We start from the raw sequence: 15,686 nt of genomic DNA, 5'->3' as shown, positions 1-15,686 counted from the left end.
TCCCCGTTCCCTAACAGCAGGTGCAAGTCGCGGTGACAGGTGCAAAGCTGTCGAATCGGTTCGGCTGGCGGGCAAGACCCACCAGATGTCACCAGCGGTAGTGCGCGAAGGCCTTGTTGGACTCCGCCATCTTGTGAGTGTCTTCGCGCTTCTTGACGCTCGCGCCGAGGCCGTTGCTCGCGTCCAGCAGCTCGTTCATGAGGCGCTCGACCATGGTCTTCTCGCGACGCTGCCGCGAGTAGGTGGTCAGCCAGCGCAGCGCGAGGGTGGTGGACCGGCCGGCCCGCACCTCGATCGGCACCTGGTAGGTCGCGCCACCGACGCGGCGGCTGCGGACCTCCAGGGTCGGCTTGACGTTGTCCAGGGCACGCTTGAGCGTGACGACCGGGTCGGTGCCGGTCTTCTCCCGGCAGCCTTCCAGGGCTGCGTACACGATCTTCTCAGCCAGCGAACGCTTGCCGTCCACGAGGATCTTGTTCACCAGCTGCGTGACCAGCGGCGAGCCGTACACGGGATCAGCGTGCAGCGGCCGCTTCGGGGCCGGACCCTTGCGGGGCATCAGCTCTTCTCCTTCTTCGCGCCGTAGCGGCTGCGAGCCTGCTTGCGGTTCTTCACACCCTGGGTGTCAGCGGAACCACGGATGATCTTGTAGCGCACGCCGGGCAGGTCCTTCACACGGCCGCCACGAACGAGCACGATCGAGTGCTCCTGCAGGTTGTGGCCCTCACCCGGGATGTAGGCCGTGACCTCGATGCCGCTGGTCAGCTTGACACGAGCGACCTTGCGCAGGGCCGAGTTGGGCTTCTTCGGGGTGGTCGTGTACACGCGGGTGCACACGCCACGCCGCTGCGGGCTCCCCTTGAGCGCCGCGGTCTTGGTCTTGGCGACCTTGTCCTGGCGGCCCTTACGGACCAGCTGCTGGATGGTGGGCATGGACCGGCTTTCTGTCAGCGTTCGCGTCTTTTAGGTACTCGACCAAGCAGCCGCTCGTTCGAGCTTCGGCGTGCCCTGGGCGTCGAGCACCTGTCAGGCACTGTGTTTCGGGACTCCCCCGCACACGAGGTCGGGCGTGTCGCCCGCTCCTCGGCCCTCACAGCGCCCGTTCCGGTCGAAACCGAGGTAGACCCCAGAGGGTTTTCGGAAGAGTTCCACACATCCTCGGCGCTGCCGCGGCCCTCCACTCGGGCGGCCACGTCATGCACGGGCATGCGGATCGACCCGATTGGCGTCGGGTCCGATAAACAAAGATACCCGCCCCGTTCTCAGAGGGTCAAAACGGGGGTCCCCTTGACCTGCTCGATCACCCGGCGCGGGCTCCGCGCCACAGATGAGGTGCGAGCTCTCATCGACTTCTCACAGGATTCTACCCCGTGTGACAAGCCCCTCCCGCCGACCGAGAACGGGGTGTCCGCGCGGACACCCCGTTCTCGGTCGGCGGCTCAGGCTTCGGTCAGCCAGCCCTCTTCGGTCAGGACTTTCAGGGAGTTGGGCAGGACGTAGGCGGTCCCGCCGCCGACCTGACCGTGCTCCGGCTTGGCCACGCCGGTGATGGCGTCGAACGCCTTCACCACCCGGTAACGGCGGTACTGCCCCGGCCGGCGGCCCGGCGGCATGCTGCGCTGCGGGATCGTGGTGCCCGCGACGAACGCGGTGTTGCCGACCGGTTCGCCGAAGCGGTCGAGCTCGTCACCGGGCTGCAGCTGGACCACGAACTTCTGGTCGTAGGACGACAGCGGCGGCTCGTCGGCCATCTCCGGCCACGGGCACTCGAAGTCCAGCAGCGCCTCGTCCGGCTCCCGGAGGTAGCGGTCGCGCTCGACGGTCATCGCGCCGATCAGGAAGAACCCCGCAGTCCACGGGTCCGGGAAGCGGTGCTTGGGATTCGGCCGATCGTCGTGGGCCTCCACCGCCCACCAGCCGTCCGGCTCGGGCCGCATGCTCCAGCCACCGCCGACCGGCTCGTCGAAGCTGTAGAACCGGCTGCTCACACCCTGCGCCGCCAGGTGCGCGCCGACCGCCACGAACGCGTCCTCCGGCCGGTGGGCCAGCATCGAAGCCGGGTCGGTGGCCAGGATCAGCGACTTGGCCTCGGCCGACTTGACGTCGGCGACCGTCGTCGGCGCCTGGTAGCGGGCGCGGCGGATGTGATCGAGGAACTCCGGCGGCGGGGCGATGTCGTGCTCTTCGAGGTAGTAGGCCATCGCCTGCGGCCACACCCACACGCCGTCGGTGTGGAACTGCTTGGGCACCTCGGAGCCGCGCGCCGGGTCGAGCTCGTCGGCATCGGTGGACATCGCGGAGAGCACGATCTCGCCGCCGTTGAGGTAGCTGAACACCTCGCGCTTCTCGATCCACGGCACCGCCGGGCGGAACACCTGCGGCCTGCCCTGCGCGTCGCGGCCGTCGAACACCGGCAGCATCCGCAGCGGGCCGGTCGCCCCGTCCGGGTAGGTGACGGCGTCGACGAAGTGGTCCCAGGCCGGGGCCAGCAGCCACTGCTCGGGGTTGCGGCGCGGGTAGAACCGCAGTTCGTCGAGGTGAGCGCGGCCGTCCTCGGGCGGGTTCTGCCACTGCGGCTCGGCGTGGGAGGTGTGCAGCTCACCTCCGGAGAACACCGCGGAGGTCCAGGCGCCGGTGTCCGGGCGGTAGCCGACGTCGCGGATCCGGCGCAGCAGCTCGAAGACCCCATCGCTCGCTTCGGTCTCGAAGCGGGTCCCCAGCGCGGTGCAGCGGACCTCGGCGGCCCCCACCGCCGCTCGCAGCGCCTGCAGCAGTTCCGCCAGCTGCGCGGTGCGGTCCGGGAACGCGCCGAACGCGGCCGGCGCCGGGAACGGCGGGTGCACCGGGAACGGGTCACCCTGCCTGACGTTGATCAACTGTCCCCCTCAACGGTTTCGGTGCTCGCCACGCCGTCGAGGCGGCGGCGAGGTGCCGGCTTCGGCGACGGGAAACCCCCGGCGTCGGCACCGACGGTCGCCGGTTCGGCCGACCACTGCGGCCGCACCGGGTAGCGCTCGTTCCAGTCCTGGTCGGACGGCGGGTCGATGGCGGCGCGGCCGGGCTGGAAGCCGCCGCGGCCGAACTCGGCGACGCAGTCCAGCGCCATCTGCTCGATGACGTCGCGCAGCTCCAGCTCGGCCAGCCAGTCCAGCGGCAGCGCGCCCACGCCCTGCAGCGCGCCGACGATGTTGCCGCAGATCGCGCCGGTGGAGTCGCTGTCGCCGTCGTGGTGCACGGCGATCTTCAGCGCCAGCTCCACGTCCTCACCGGCCACCAGCGCCGCGCACACCGCGATCGCCACGGCCTGCTCGCCGACCCAGCCACCTCCGAGGACCTCGGCGATGCGCTCCGGCGTCGGCACGCCCTCGGCGGCCAGGTCCACGGCTGCCTTGATCGCGGCGGTGGTCTCCTCGTGGTCGTCCCAGGTCTCCAGCACCTGCAGGGCCAGCCACACGCCGTCGTCGAGGCTGCGGCCCAGCAGCGCCTGCTGCACGATCACCGCCAGCGCGCCCGCGGAGTGGTAACCGGCCGGGTGGCCGTGGGTGAGCGTGGCGGTGCGCGCCGCGAGCTCGAACACCTCGGCAGGATCGGTCGAGGTCAGCGCGACCGGTGCCGCCCGCATCGGGCCACCGCAGCCCTTGGAGTCGTTGACCTTCTCGGTCAGCGAACCGGCCCGGTGCCCGTCGCCGAACGCCGTCAGCGCCCGGAAGATGGTCTTGCCCGGGGCTCGGGTGTGGAACAGGCCCGCGACCTCGACCAGCCAGCCGTCCGGCACCGGGTGGTCGGCGAAGAACTCGCCGGCCGCCGCGTCCCACTCGACGCCCTGGGTGTGCAGCCAGCGCTGGTAGGCCAGCTGCACCTCGGGCAGCGGATCCGCGGCGCCGAGGGTGCGCGCGGCGACGCTGCCCCGGATCAGGCCCTCCGCGGTGAACAGCGTCATCTGCGTGTCATCGGTGATCGCCCCGTGCACGCCGTACGCCTCGCGCAGGCCGCTGGGACCGGTCGCGCCGAAGCGCTCGGTGATCTGCGCGGCGGTGATGAACTCCAGGTCCGCTCCCAGCGCGTCGCCGAGAGCGCCTCCGAGGAAGCAGCCGAGGACCCGCTCGGTCAGCGACGGCGCGGCGTCGCCCGGCCCCTCGCTCTTGCCGTGAACGCGTCGGCCGACCGAGATCGGGAGGGCATCGACCACCTGCGGTTCCGGCTCGGCGGGGACGTCCTCACCGGCGTCGGACGCGGTGTCTTCGGGATCGGCCGCGGCGTCGTCCTCCGCGTCTGCGGCGGTGTCCTCAGTGGTGGGAGCGAGGTCCGCCTCTGGTTCGTCGACGGGGGTGCGAGCGACGTCCTCCTCTCGCTCCTCGACGAGGGGTGCCGACTCGACTTGCTCCGGCTCGTCGGTGGAGGCGAACTCGTCCCGCTCGGCTTCGTCCGGCTCGGTCTCGTCCCGCTCGGGTTCGTCCCGCTCGGGTTCCTGTTCGGGTTCGCCCAGCTCATTTTCGCGCTGTTCGACTTCCTGCCGTTCTTCCGTCGCCTCGTTCTCAACTTCCTCGGCGACCTCGGCCTCGTCCTCCGACGCGGTGTCGTCGACCTCGGAGTCTTCGGCCTCGGTGGTCTCGGACTCGGCGAACTCGCCCCAGATGCCCTCCGGCTCGACCTCGGCCTCGGTGACCTCCGGCTCGCTGGCCTCGGCTTCGGCGTCCTCCGGCTCCGCGGTGACTTCGTCCGCCGCCTCCGCGACGACTTCGACTTCCGCGTCGGCCTGTTCGGGTTCCGGCTGGATCGACGAGAGCTTCGCGAGAGCCGGGACCACGTCGGGGCTGACGTCGGGGTCCGGCCTCATGTCGATCGGCGACGGTTCCGGCTCGGGGTCGGCGAAGCGGAGTTCGGGATCGGAGTCGCGGGTGAAGCGGGCGTCGGGTTCGGGCTCGTTGTCGTCGCGCGTGGGGACGGCGATCAGGTCGAAGGGCGAACCGATGCCGCTCACGTCCACCACGGTGGAGCCTGCGGGCTCACCGGAGTCCGACACGACCTCGACGACCTGCGTCGTTTCGGTCTCCGACTCGGGTTTCGGCTCGGGTTCGAGGTCGACCAAGGGCGTTTCGGGGATCGGCGCGGGTTCGGCGATCTCCGGTTCGGGCTCGTCGGCTTCGCCCGGGTCGAGGTCGATGGGCGCGCGGGGACGCGGTTCGAGGTCGACGGGGGTCCGATCGGGTTCCTGCACGGGCTGGGAGCCGATGGCCGCGAAGACCGCGGTGGTCTCGGTCTCCCGCTCGGGTTCAGGCGCGGGCGCGGAAGCCGGGAACGTCGGAGCGCCGATCTGGCCGGTGCTCCGCGCCTCGAACCGCGGAACCTCCTCCCGCGCAGGCGGTTCTGGCTCGACGATCGGTTCGGGCGCGATCGGGTGCTGCGGCGCGACGGGCCGCTGAGCGACCGGCGGCTGCGGCGAGGCGGGCTGGGCGGCGGGCGGCGGGGTGTCGGCCGTGATCGCCGGCATCACCATGGTCTGCTCGGCGGAGCCCTCGACGGTCTTCGCCGGACCGGCGGGGATCTGGCGGGGTCCGGTCTGCTGTGTTCCGCGCGTGTAGCGCTGCGCCCACTGCGGCGGTGGCGGCGGCGCGAACGCCTCGGTCGCATCGCCGCACAGGGTCTCGATGACCTGCCGGAGTTCGAGTTCGTCCAGCCACTGCGCGGGAATCGCGGCGGGGCCGTGCAGCGCACCGGCGAGCTGTCCGGCGAGCGCACCGGTGACGGCGCTGTCGGCGGAGTTGTTCACCGCGACCTGCACGGCGTCGGCGAAGGTGCGGGTGCTGCCGACCGCGGCGAGCGCGATGCCGAGCTCACCGGGCTTGTCGACGACGTCGAACTCGATGTCGATGTCCAGCGGGCCGGGGGTTCCGCCGCGTTGACCGGTGAACATGGCCGCGTGCACGGTCCGCCGCACGTCGGCGGGCACCCCGGCCACCCGGTAGGCGGCGTTGAGCCTGCGCTGGTCGGAGCTGGTCACGGCGTCCCACAGCGGGATGCCGCGGATGAGCTGCGCCAGCACGTCGGCGTGCACACCGGCTGCGGCGACGGAGTTGGCGCCGGAGGTGTAGAGGTTCGCGATGCCCGCGCCCGCGGCGTACACGCCTTCGGGCACGTTGGACCACACCATCGCCGGGGCCGCCAGCACCGGGTAGTCGGCGGAACCGTCGACGTCGACCGGCGGGTGCAGGCGACCGTCGGGTCCCAGCGGCGACCGCGCCGCCATGCGTCCGAGCAGTCCGAGGGCGTTGCCGGCCGGGTTGCGGGTGGAGTACAGCTCGCGGCGTTCCAGCAGCCAGCTGGTGGGCGCGGGTTCGGTCGCCGCGAACGCCGACATCGCGTACTCCCACGGCACGCCTTGGGTGTGCAGCCAGCGCAAGTGGTTCGCGAAGACGAACTCGGTGGGTAAGCCGGTGCAGCCCTCGGCCTTGGCGCGCAGCAGGCCTTCGAGGGTGAACACGGTGAGCTGCGTCAGATCGGTGACGGCACCGCGCCTCCCGTAGACGGGGAGGTAGTCGACGACGCCGCGCGGACCGAACCACTGCTGTATCTCGGCGGTCGAGGTGTGCCGGACGCCGGCGCCGAGGGCATCGCCCACGGCGCCGCCGAGCAGCGCACCTCGGAAACGATCGGCCCAGCTCAGCTGTCGTTGCGGGTCGGTCATCGCCTTCTCCTCGTTGCTCACCAGGCGGGGTAGCGCTGCGCCCACCCCGGGTCCGCCGGTGGTCCCGGGCTGAACTCCGCCAGCGCGTCCTCGGCCACGGTTTCGACCAGTCCGCGCAGTTCGAGGGTCCCCAACCAGTCCGCTGGAACGGCCCGGGCCCCGTAGAGCGCCCCGCCAATGTTGCCGCACACCATCCCGGTGGAGTCCGAGTCCCCCGAGTGGTTCACCGAAAGAAGCAGTGCAGCGCGCAGGTCGTCGGTGGCCAGCACCGCGTAGAGCCCGATCGCCAGAGCCACCTCGCCGACCCAGCCACCACCCAGCTCCTGAGCGATCTCCTCCGGCGAAACGACTCCCCGCTCGGCCAGCGCGACCGCCTTGCCGAGAACCCGCAGCTGCTCCTCGTGCTCCCGCCACCGCGTCAGCAGTTCCCGAGCCAACCGCACGGCCTCGCGCAGCGGAACCTCCCGGATCAGTGATGCACGATCACCGCCAACACCCCGGCGGACAAGAACCCGCTGGGATGGCTGTGCGTCAGCGCCGCGGTCCCGACGGCCGCGTAGAACACCTCCGCAGGATCGTTCGACCACACCGCCACCGGCGCAGCCCGCATGACCCCACCGCACCCCTTGGAGTCGTTGATCCGACGCCGCGGAGCAGCAGAAACCCCGGTCTGCGCGAAGTTGGCCAACGCCGACATGCACGTGCTGCCCGGAGCCCGACTCGCGAACAGCTCCCAGTTGGTGATCAACCACCCGTCAGGCCGCTGCAGGTGCTGCGCGTGAGGCCCACCGGCAGTGCGCCACTCCGGCCCCTGCGCGTGGAACCACCGCTGGTACGCGTGCTGCACCTCGGGAACCGGATCGTTGCCGGTCGGCTTCATCCGCCGAGCCACATGCGCCCGAATCAACCCTTCGAGCGTGAACAGCATCATCTGCGTGTCATCCGAGACCTGCGCAACCCCATCCCACCTGATCCCACACCGCGCGGCCGCGTCCTTGATCGTCCTGTCGTATCGCACTTTCCGGCAGAACTCGTCACTGCGGCGCCCGAAGACCCGCCGCACGCGCTGCACATCGCAGTACCGCATGGCGGCCTGGCCCTCGCGCCAAATGCGGTCGTCCCCCGCTTCCAGCCGACCACGGGGCTCCACCCGCGCTTGCTCGTCGAGCGTCAGCGCTTCAGCGATGTTGCCCTGGGCCCCGCCAGACCGGTGCGTGACTTCCTCCGGAGCCTCGCTCGACATCGGGTGAATCCGCTCGTCCCTCATCGGGCGTCCCCCGCTCGCGCTAAACGAACACCCCGCAACCACCGCGTGGCGTCGACGTGCACGGGCGTCACCAGGCGGGATAGCGCTGGGTCCAGGACGGATCGGTCGGGGGTCCAGGGCTGAATTCCGCGAGCGCGTCCCTGGTGATTGTTTCGATCACCTCGCGCAGCTCCAGGTGCTGCAGCCACTCCTGCGGAATTCCCCTCGTCCCGTACACCGCACCACCGATGTTGCCGCAGACGATCCCCGTCGAATCCGAGTCACCGGAGTGGTTCACCGAGAGCAACAGCGCATCACGCAGGTTGTCCGCGGCCAGCACGGCGTAAAGGCCGATGGCGAGCGCTTCTTCGCCCACCCAGCCCTCGCCGAGCTCGGCCTTCAACTCCTCCGGCGACACACGACCACGCTCGGCCAACGCCACCGCGCGATCGAGAACCCGCAACTGCTCCTCGTGCTCCGGCCACCGCGTCAGCAACTCCCGAGCCAACCGCACGGCCTCGCGCAGTGGAACCTCGCGGATCAGCTGATGCACGATCACCGCCAGCACCCCGGCCGACAAGAACCCGCTCGGGTGGCTGTGCGTCAGCGCTGCGGTCCGCACCGCCACGAGGAACACTTCGCTGGGATCGTTGGACCACGCCGCCACCGGCGCAGCCCGCATGACCCCACCACAGCCCTTGGAGTTGTTGATCCGGTGCTGCGGTGTCGCGAAAACACCGGTCTGCGCGAAGTTCGCCAACGCCGCCATGCAGGTGCTGCCCGGAGCCCTATTCGCGAACAGCGCCCAGTTCGTGATCAACCACCCGTCAGGCCGCTGCAGCTGACGCGCGTACGGCCCACCGGCCACCTCCCACGCCTGGTTCTGGGTGTGGAACCAGCGCTGATACGCGTGCTGCACCTCAGGAATCGGGTCGTTGTCCCGCGGTTCCACCCGCCGAGCCACATGCGCCCGGACCAACCCCTCCAGCGTGAACAACATCATCTGCGTGTCATCGGAGATCTGCACGACCCCATCCCGGAGCACGGGTTCGGTGAGCCCGTTTTCGCCGTGGTGGTGACGAATCATCCCGATGTCGCTGAACTCGATCGCATACCCCAGCGCATCCCCCATCGCCCCACCGAGCATCGACCCGAGGAACCGCTCGTGGGCGTCGATGGGTTTCTCAGGCACGGCAGCAGGCTGCGGGTTCTCCCCAGCGGCGCGGCGCTTCTCGAGCTCCTGCTTGAGCACCGAACCTTCGATGAACGCCTGGTGCCTCGTGGCGATGTCGAGCACGAGGCCGGCTTCGTCCAGGAACGGCTCGATCGAGGCCAGGTTGGCCTTGTGGGCCCCCTTCGCGAAATCCGGGACGTACTTGACCGCCGAGGCACCAAACAGGACCTTCCTGCCACCGAGCGGGAAGATCGGGGCGACCCCGTCCTCCTCGACCACCAATGCGAAGTCACTGTCCGCGAGGACGGTCACGAGAGCGCCTGTCGAGACATATCCGGCGGTGTGCAGGTGCAGGACCTTCTCCAACATGCTCACCGGCTCCGGGAACCCCAGTGTCAGCGGAGACGGCTTGTACTTCGAGCTCGGCCGGTACTGACCAGTCACCGCGCCGGATTCGTCCACCCAGTACTCGCCGACGAAGGCGTACTCGGGGACCTTGTCGCGCGGCTGCCCCTGGTACATGCGGTCTGGCACACCGATCCAGGTTCCCGGCTGCTGCTGCCCCACGGCTCGCACATCGTCGGTGATCTCGGGTGCCGAGTGCAGAATCGCCCGCGACCCGATCAGCATCACGTCCTGGGCGTCAGGAGAGGTCGCGACGTGCACGTTCACCTCGGGCAACATCGGCAGCAGCTGGTACCCGTTCACGACGGTCGTGCCCGGAGCGAAGTCAGGCACGGCCTCCTTGTTCGTGCACACCCAGACCTGCTGCTTCTCTTGGCCTTCGACGCTGACCATGACCGGGGCCAACGAGTCCTCAGACGTGACCAGGAGCAACTTGGCGACCAGGAACTCCCGGTACACCTGGTCGATTGCCTCGGGGTCGCTCGCGTACCGCTCGATGGCCTGCTCAAGCGCGGTCGTCGACCCTTGCTGACTCATCCCGCTTCTCCGTCCTCGGCTGCATCCTCCGCGTCGCGCCTGCGCTTGGCGGGGAAAGGCTTGAAGTTGTCATCCAGCCCGATAGGGAAATTGTCCCCCGGCTTAGGAGTCGACCGACGCCCACTGCGATGCAACTTGCGCATCCACTCCCGATTCGCATCGGTCTTGGCCCTCACCTCTGGCGACAACTCGGAGACGTCGTCGTACTTTCGCAAGAGCTCCTCATGGCTCAGCGGTGTGACGCCCCGGTCCCGAAGGTGGACGACCCACCTCCCCAGCTCGTCGCTGAACTCCTTGCTCAGAACCTCGAAGCGACTCCGCGGCGACCAAATGGTTTCATCCGACACCGCCTTCACCTCCCCAGGTCCGTCAAATGGATGGTCCACTTCTCGGTCGCACTGTCGTACTCACGCCTGTCCACCCTGAAGCGATTCCCAGGGGGCCACGCCACCTCACTCATGCCCGAGTACGGCCTTAGGAACTCAAGGTCTTTACCTTCACGAGCTTCGATCACAAATTCGACATTTCCCGGGAACGGGTCCGCCTTCGAAGAACTAGTGAAAGCATTTTCCGTGACCTCTTCCCCCTCCAAGTACCGATCCAGGAAGTTGTCCATGTCCCAGGCATCGATCTGGATACCGCGATGGACTGTCGCCGGGGTCCAGTCAGGGAGTTTGTTCATTCCCGAGACAGCGTTCCGGATCAGGGTCTCGTACTTGCGCACCTCTTCGACATCGGCACCGCGAAGCGCCTCATTCCAGTACTGGTGCTCAATACCGGTGTAGACGTACATCGCCGAGATCTCTTCGTCGGTGATGTGATCGATATCCGGCCTGCGCGTACGGATCTCCTGAAGTTCGGCATCGCTGAGCACCTTGCCGAGTTGCCGGAGCGCCGAGTGGTCATCGGCTGTTGCACGGAAGTCCTTGTCACCGAAGAAGTCGAACTCGTCGAGCGGATTGCGGTCGCCGAGTTCAGGCGCATCAGTCTTCGGAGCATCCGGGACCAACGCTCCCTGTGCGAAACCGTTGTCACGCAGGAAGTCTTCGAAGGAGCGGACCGAAGGGGTCACATCTGGCGGAGGTGGGAAGCTCGGCGAACCTCCGCCTTGGACATGTGGAGAACCTGCTGAAGGCACCGGTTGAGAGGCACCGTGCGGAGAGTTCGGCTGGCCAGTGCCCCCGGCGGAGGATTGGTTCTGGCCGGGCGCAGCTGGGCGGTGGAAATCCTCGTTCGCGCCCGCCGAGCTCGAACGGGTCGAGTCCTGTGAACGCGGAGCCTCAGGTGTCGTCGAACCGCGCGGAACGTTGGACCACGGCGCCTGCTGCTGCGGCGCGCCCTTCGGCGCGAAGTCGTCTTCGACCTTGTTCGGGGTGTGCGGTGCCTCGTGGCGGACGGGACCCGGGTCGAAATCGTCCAGGACTGGCTTCGACGTCGAGGGGGTCGCGTGCGAACTGGACGCAATGGGCGCGGGCTTCGAACTTCCCGCTGGCCCGAAGTCGGATTTCCAGGAAGAACCCGCCGGAGCACCCGCCGTGGACGGCGTGGCGGGCTGCGCCGGGGTGAAGTCGTCGAGCACAGGTTTCGACGGTGTCGCCGCAGCCGGCCCGTTCGGAGCGGCTGGGCCAGCGCCGTCCAGCTGACGCGATGCGCCCCCGCCCGGGGGCGCGGCAGGTTGGTGGCCCGCCGGGGGCCCGGCTTGCTGCAGCCTCGGGTTCGGAGCGGCTGGTTGCTGCGATGCCGACGGGCGCTGGGGAGTCGCGTTGTTCCGCGGCGTTTGCGGGTGACCGGACGCGCCCGGCGTGGGCGGGTTCGAATTCGGCGCAGCAGAGTTCGGCGCATGCCCGTGGGGCTGTTGAGGCTGTGCCCCCGGCCCATGCCCTCCCTGAACAGGAGTCGGGGTGTTCCGGGCCCCATGCCACGGCTGTGCCGGATTGCTGGACGGGAAGGCGTTCGGTCGCCCGCCCTGCGGTGGGAAGCCCTGCTGCTGCGGTGAACTCGGCCGAGGCTGCGCGTGCGCGGGCTGCTGCGGAGGTACGTACCCACCCTGAGGATGCTGAGGTGGGTGGTAGGCACCTTGTTGCGGAGGTTGCGGGTGCGGTGAGTACCCACCCTGCTGCGAGACGTGCTGCGGCTGTTGCGGGTAGCCACCGCTGCTCTGCTGCGGGTGATTTTGCGGAGCGCTGTGCTGCGGATACCCCTGCGTCGAATTCGGCTGCGGGTAGCCCTGGTACGGCTGGTTCGAGTAGTGCGGGGGCGCACTCGGTTGCGGGTGTGGCTGTGCCGGTCCGGCCTGTGGATAGCCCTGATGCGGGTGGGTCTGCGGCTGGTAGCCCTGCTGGGGGTACCCCTGCTGCGGGTAGCCCTGGTGCTGCGGTTGCTGGTAGCCCTGCGGGTGGTAGCCGTGGTTCTGCGGTGGCGGGCCGAACTGTCCCTGTGGGGGTGCGTTGCTGTAGTTGTGGCCTGTGACCGGGTCGATGGAGAAGTCTTCGTCCTTGCGACGGCCGAAGATGCCTCGGATTTGGGCGCGTTCGGCTTGGACGCCGTGGCGGACCCATTCCGGTTGGTGGCCTGGGGGGTAGGGGCTGCTGTGGACGGCTTTGGTGCCGTCGGGGCGGAAGGCCGTCCACTCGCCCGGGGAGTCGAGGCGGGGTTTCGGGGAGCCTGACTCGTCCTCGTCGAACTTGGCGCTGGATTCGCTGGCGTAGATGTTGCCGTGGTTGTCGACCCACGCGTTGGTGTTCGGGGCCAGGACCTCGACGCCCAGCTCTTCGGAGAGCTGCTGGGCGAAGTTCTTGGAGCCGTCGGGCACGTCGGCGCCGGTCTCGCAGGAGACCAGGCGGATCGGCGTGCCTTCCTTGTAGCCCGAGGAGCCCCTGATGATCTCCGCGAGTTCCTTCGCGTCGAGATCGATGTGCTTGAACTTCACGCCGTTCGGACCGCCGTGCATCTCGACCGTGAACCGGTTCGGGTCGACCGAGCACCTGGGCCGCTTGTGCGCCCATTCGGCCCGGCCGAAGTAGTCCTTCACCGGGGGCTTGGTGAACGACAGGCCTGCGCCGGTGGCTTCGATGTCGCGCCGGAACGGTCCGAGCTTGTCCCGGAGCTCGGGCGAGATGTTGAGGCGAGGGGTGTGGTCGACCATGTGGTGCCCGGCCTGCCACTGGTCCTTCGGCGGGGTCTCGGCCGCCATCGACTCCGCCGTCGAAACCCTCGGCTCATCGGGTTTTGGCTGCTCAGCAGGGCTGTTCGGCGTTTCCGGGGCGCGCTGGGCCGGGATCGGCGTGCGGGGCGAATCCGCGGTGCGCAGGTGAGGCGATCGGGGCGGGGCGCTCTGCGGTCGCTGCACCGGGGTTCCCCGCCGGACCGGAGCGGCGGGCGCGCCGGACCGGACGGGCCGCATCGGCGCGGGCGCGTGCGGGGCCTGGCGGGGCGGCATCGGGCCCCTGGGCGCGTGCGCGGGAGCGTCCGGGCGCGGGCCCGCGGGGTGGCTCGGCGAGCGCGGGGTCCGGGGCGCGTTGCCGGGGAGGTCGCGGACGGCACCCGGATGTCCCGAGGTGCCCGTCCAGCCACCCGGGCCCTGGCGTCCACCGCGCGGTGACGGCGTGGCGCCGCCGGGGGCCGACGGGCTCGCCGGGGCGCCCGGGCCACCGGCCGGGGCGTTGCCCGACGGCTGGTCCGGTCGCGGAGCCGCGGGGGCCGACTGCGGCGCGGCCGCGTCCGGCCTCGCCGGGGCGTCGACGGCGGCCGCCGAGGTGCTGGCGGGGGCTCGCGGAACGTCGGAGGTGTGCGCACCGGACGTCGAACCACCCGAGCCGGCGTTGCTCGATCCCGTGTCGGCTCGGGGCGATCCACCCGCGTCCGCGTGCGGCTGGGAGCTCGTCCCCGAATCGGGGCGAGCCTGCGGTCCGCCGGAGTCCGCGTGCGGCTGAGAACTCGGGCTGGAATCGGCCTGCGATTGCGAGCCCGAACCGGAGTCGGATCGCGTCGAACCGCCCGAGTTCGGGGCATCCTGCGTCCCGGTACCGGAGTCGGTGCGGTTCGATCCCGCCGGGCCCGAACCGTCTTGCGACTGAGAACCGGTGTCGGACCGAGCCGAACCTCCGGAGTTCGAGACGTCCTGCGTCCCCGAACCGGCATCGGTGCGCGTCGATCCACCCGAATCGGCGTTCGATCGCGAATCCGGGGACACGTCGCCGCGGCCGCCGGCGGACTCGCCGGAACCTGCACCGTCCGGAGTGGACTCAGAACGCGGAGAGCCGGTCTCCCCGGTGGATTCCGATCGTGCCGAAGACGGCGAATCGCCCTGCCCCGGGGCACCGCTCGACGACCGAGGGCCGGACTCCCCAGCACCGGAACCCGTAGACGACTCGCCGTCCCCCGAGCCCGGCGCATCCCGGCCGCCGAACTTGGCGTTGTGCTTGCCGACGACGTCGGTGCCGAAGGTGTCGTCGACCTTCTTCCACGTCTTCTCCGCCAACCGCTCGGCGACGTCGAGCTTCTCGGCGACCTTCCCGATCGCCCCGGCACCGGCCTTGCCCTTGTCGCCTAGGGTTTCCATGATGTCGCCGAAGACCTCGGCGAGCTTGGCGAGCTTCGGGGAGACGTTGCTGATCGTCCTGGTCAACTTGCCGACGATGTCGGCGATCTTGGTGACCGTCTTGGAGATGAACGCGATCGCCTGCGGGATCACCCAGGCCAGCGAGGCGATCGGCGGCAGCAGGGCTTCCAGCGCGTAGGTGATCAGCCGCGAGATGCAGTCGGCGACCAGGTCGCGGACGAACTCGCGGACGAACGAGACGACCTCGCCCATGATCGTCACGACCGAGCTGATGGTCCCGGCGAGCTTCGCCGCTCCGGCGAGGGCTTCGCCCTTCTCGGCGGCGGTCCTGCGGTAGGCGTCGCCGGCGGCACCGGTCCAGCTCGCGGTGTCGGCCTTGACGGCGTCCTCGTACTGACTCGCGGCCTCCTCGACGGCCTTGGACACGTTCTCCCAGGTCTTGCCGTAGGCGGCGACGCCGTCGGGGTCTCCGCCGAACCAGTCGAGGGCTTCCTTGAGCGGATGGACGTGCTCGATCAGCCAGGACAGCCCGTAGGAGAGCAGGGTGCCGATGGGGTCGACGGCGAGGCTGATGCCCTCCATCGCGAGACCGCCGTAGGCGAGTCCGGACTCGACCCAGCTCGAACCTTCGTTGAGGCTGGAGACGTCGTTGACGGATTCGGCGATGCCGATGCCGCTCGTCCACCCCGCGTCACCGCTGCCCTGGGTGATGAAGCCGTCGTTGCTCTCCGGCTGCTTCTCGACGAGCGGGTTCGTCACGGCTGCACTCCGCGGATCAGCGCGCTGTTGGAGTCGTCGACCTGCTGGTAGTCCTCGGCGGTGGCGCGCACGTCGTCGGCGATCTTCCGCATCGACGCCACGGCCTCGCGCAGCGCGTCGACGCCGTTCTGCTCGACCGGGTCGATCATCCACGCGAAGGGGCGGCACAGGATGCCGTAGGCGTCGTTGGTCAGCGAAACCTGCTGCGAGGCGTCGACGGCCGTGCTCAGCTGATCCACCACACCGTCCACTTTGGATGCGTGGGTGCGCAGGTTCTCGATGGCGACGTTCATCTCGTCAGGCATGTGCAGTCCCCAGG

General features: G+C 69.6%; 8 protein-coding genes and 1 pseudogene. All 9 read right to left on the bottom strand.

Features of this window, described 5'->3' with window-relative positions; translation table 11 throughout:
• Positions 1 to 88 precede the first annotated feature (88 nt).
• The 9 genes and pseudogenes from rpsG to E1202_RS10370 all read right to left on the bottom strand — a co-directional run bounded on the left by rpsG (position 89) and on the right by E1202_RS10370 (position 15,672).
• Positions 89 to 559, bottom strand: a complete 471-nt coding sequence (gene rpsG, locus E1202_RS10410) for a 30S ribosomal protein S7 (protein WP_132673935.1) — start codon at positions 557 to 559, stop codon at positions 89 to 91.
• Entirely contained in the window at positions 559 to 933 is a 375-nt protein-coding gene (rpsL, locus tag E1202_RS10405; RefSeq protein WP_009948619.1) for a 30S ribosomal protein S12, read from the bottom strand. Before rpsL ends, rpsG begins: the two co-directional genes overlap by 1 nt.
• A gap of 506 nt (positions 934 to 1,439) precedes the next feature.
• Positions 1,440 to 2,876: a TNT domain-containing protein gene (locus tag E1202_RS10400; RefSeq protein ID WP_132682560.1), complete on the bottom strand. Its 1,437-nt coding sequence runs from the start codon at positions 2,874 to 2,876 to the stop codon at positions 1,440 to 1,442.
• On the bottom strand, positions 2,873 to 6,685 hold the full coding sequence (locus tag E1202_RS10395) for an ADP-ribosylglycohydrolase family protein (protein WP_207918549.1): 3,813 nt from the start codon (positions 6,683 to 6,685) through the stop codon (positions 2,873 to 2,875). Before E1202_RS10395 ends, E1202_RS10400 begins: the two co-directional genes overlap by 4 nt.
• A gap of 17 nt (positions 6,686 to 6,702) precedes the next feature.
• Positions 6,703 to 7,613, bottom strand: a pseudogene (locus E1202_RS31745) (ADP-ribosylglycohydrolase family protein).
• A 406-nt stretch (positions 7,614 to 8,019) separates the two neighbouring features.
• The gene (locus tag E1202_RS10385) at positions 8,020 to 10,047 is read right to left on the bottom strand and encodes an ADP-ribosylglycohydrolase family protein (protein ID WP_132682555.1); all 2,028 of its coding nucleotides are present in this window, start codon (positions 10,045 to 10,047) and stop codon (positions 8,020 to 8,022) included.
• Positions 10,044 to 10,394, bottom strand: a complete 351-nt coding sequence (locus E1202_RS10380) for a hypothetical protein (RefSeq protein ID WP_132682554.1) — start codon at positions 10,392 to 10,394, stop codon at positions 10,044 to 10,046. Before E1202_RS10380 ends, E1202_RS10385 begins: the two co-directional genes overlap by 4 nt.
• 5 nt (positions 10,395 to 10,399) lie before the next feature.
• The gene (locus tag E1202_RS10375; protein ID WP_132682552.1) at positions 10,400 to 15,367 is read right to left on the bottom strand and encodes a WXG100-like domain-containing protein; all 4,968 of its coding nucleotides are present in this window, start codon (positions 15,365 to 15,367) and stop codon (positions 10,400 to 10,402) included.
• Positions 15,364 to 15,672 carry an ESX-1 secretion-associated protein gene (locus tag E1202_RS10370; protein ID WP_132682551.1) on the bottom strand — a complete coding sequence of 103 codons (309 nt, stop codon included), beginning with the start codon at positions 15,670 to 15,672 and terminating at the stop codon, positions 15,364 to 15,366. The genes E1202_RS10375 and E1202_RS10370 overlap by 4 nt, the downstream gene beginning before the upstream one ends.
• Positions 15,673 to 15,686: the final 14 nt, after the last annotated feature.

Source organism: Saccharopolyspora karakumensis (genome assembly GCF_004349225.1).
Lineage (GTDB): Bacteria > Actinomycetota > Actinomycetes > Mycobacteriales > Pseudonocardiaceae > Saccharopolyspora > Saccharopolyspora endophytica.
Note: the sequence above shows the minus strand (reverse complement) of the source record. Positions and strands in the feature narration are given on the sequence as shown.

What these genes read in the sequence shown, in the direction of transcription:
- rpsG (WP_132673935.1), bottom strand. Translation starts at nt 559, where the DNA reads ATGCCCCGCAAGGGTCCGGCCCCGAAGCGGCCGCTGCACGCTGATCCC.
- E1202_RS10395 (WP_207918549.1), bottom strand. Translation starts at nt 6,685, where the DNA reads ATGACCGACCCGCAACGACAGCTGAGCTGGGCCGATCGTTTCCGAGGT.
- E1202_RS10385 (WP_132682555.1), bottom strand. Translation starts at nt 10,047, where the DNA reads ATGAGTCAGCAAGGGTCGACGACCGCGCTTGAGCAGGCCATCGAGCGG.
- rpsL (WP_009948619.1), bottom strand. Translation starts at nt 933, where the DNA reads ATGCCCACCATCCAGCAGCTGGTCCGTAAGGGCCGCCAGGACAAGGTC.
- E1202_RS10370 (WP_132682551.1), bottom strand. Translation starts at nt 15,672, where the DNA reads ATGCCTGACGAGATGAACGTCGCCATCGAGAACCTGCGCACCCACGCA.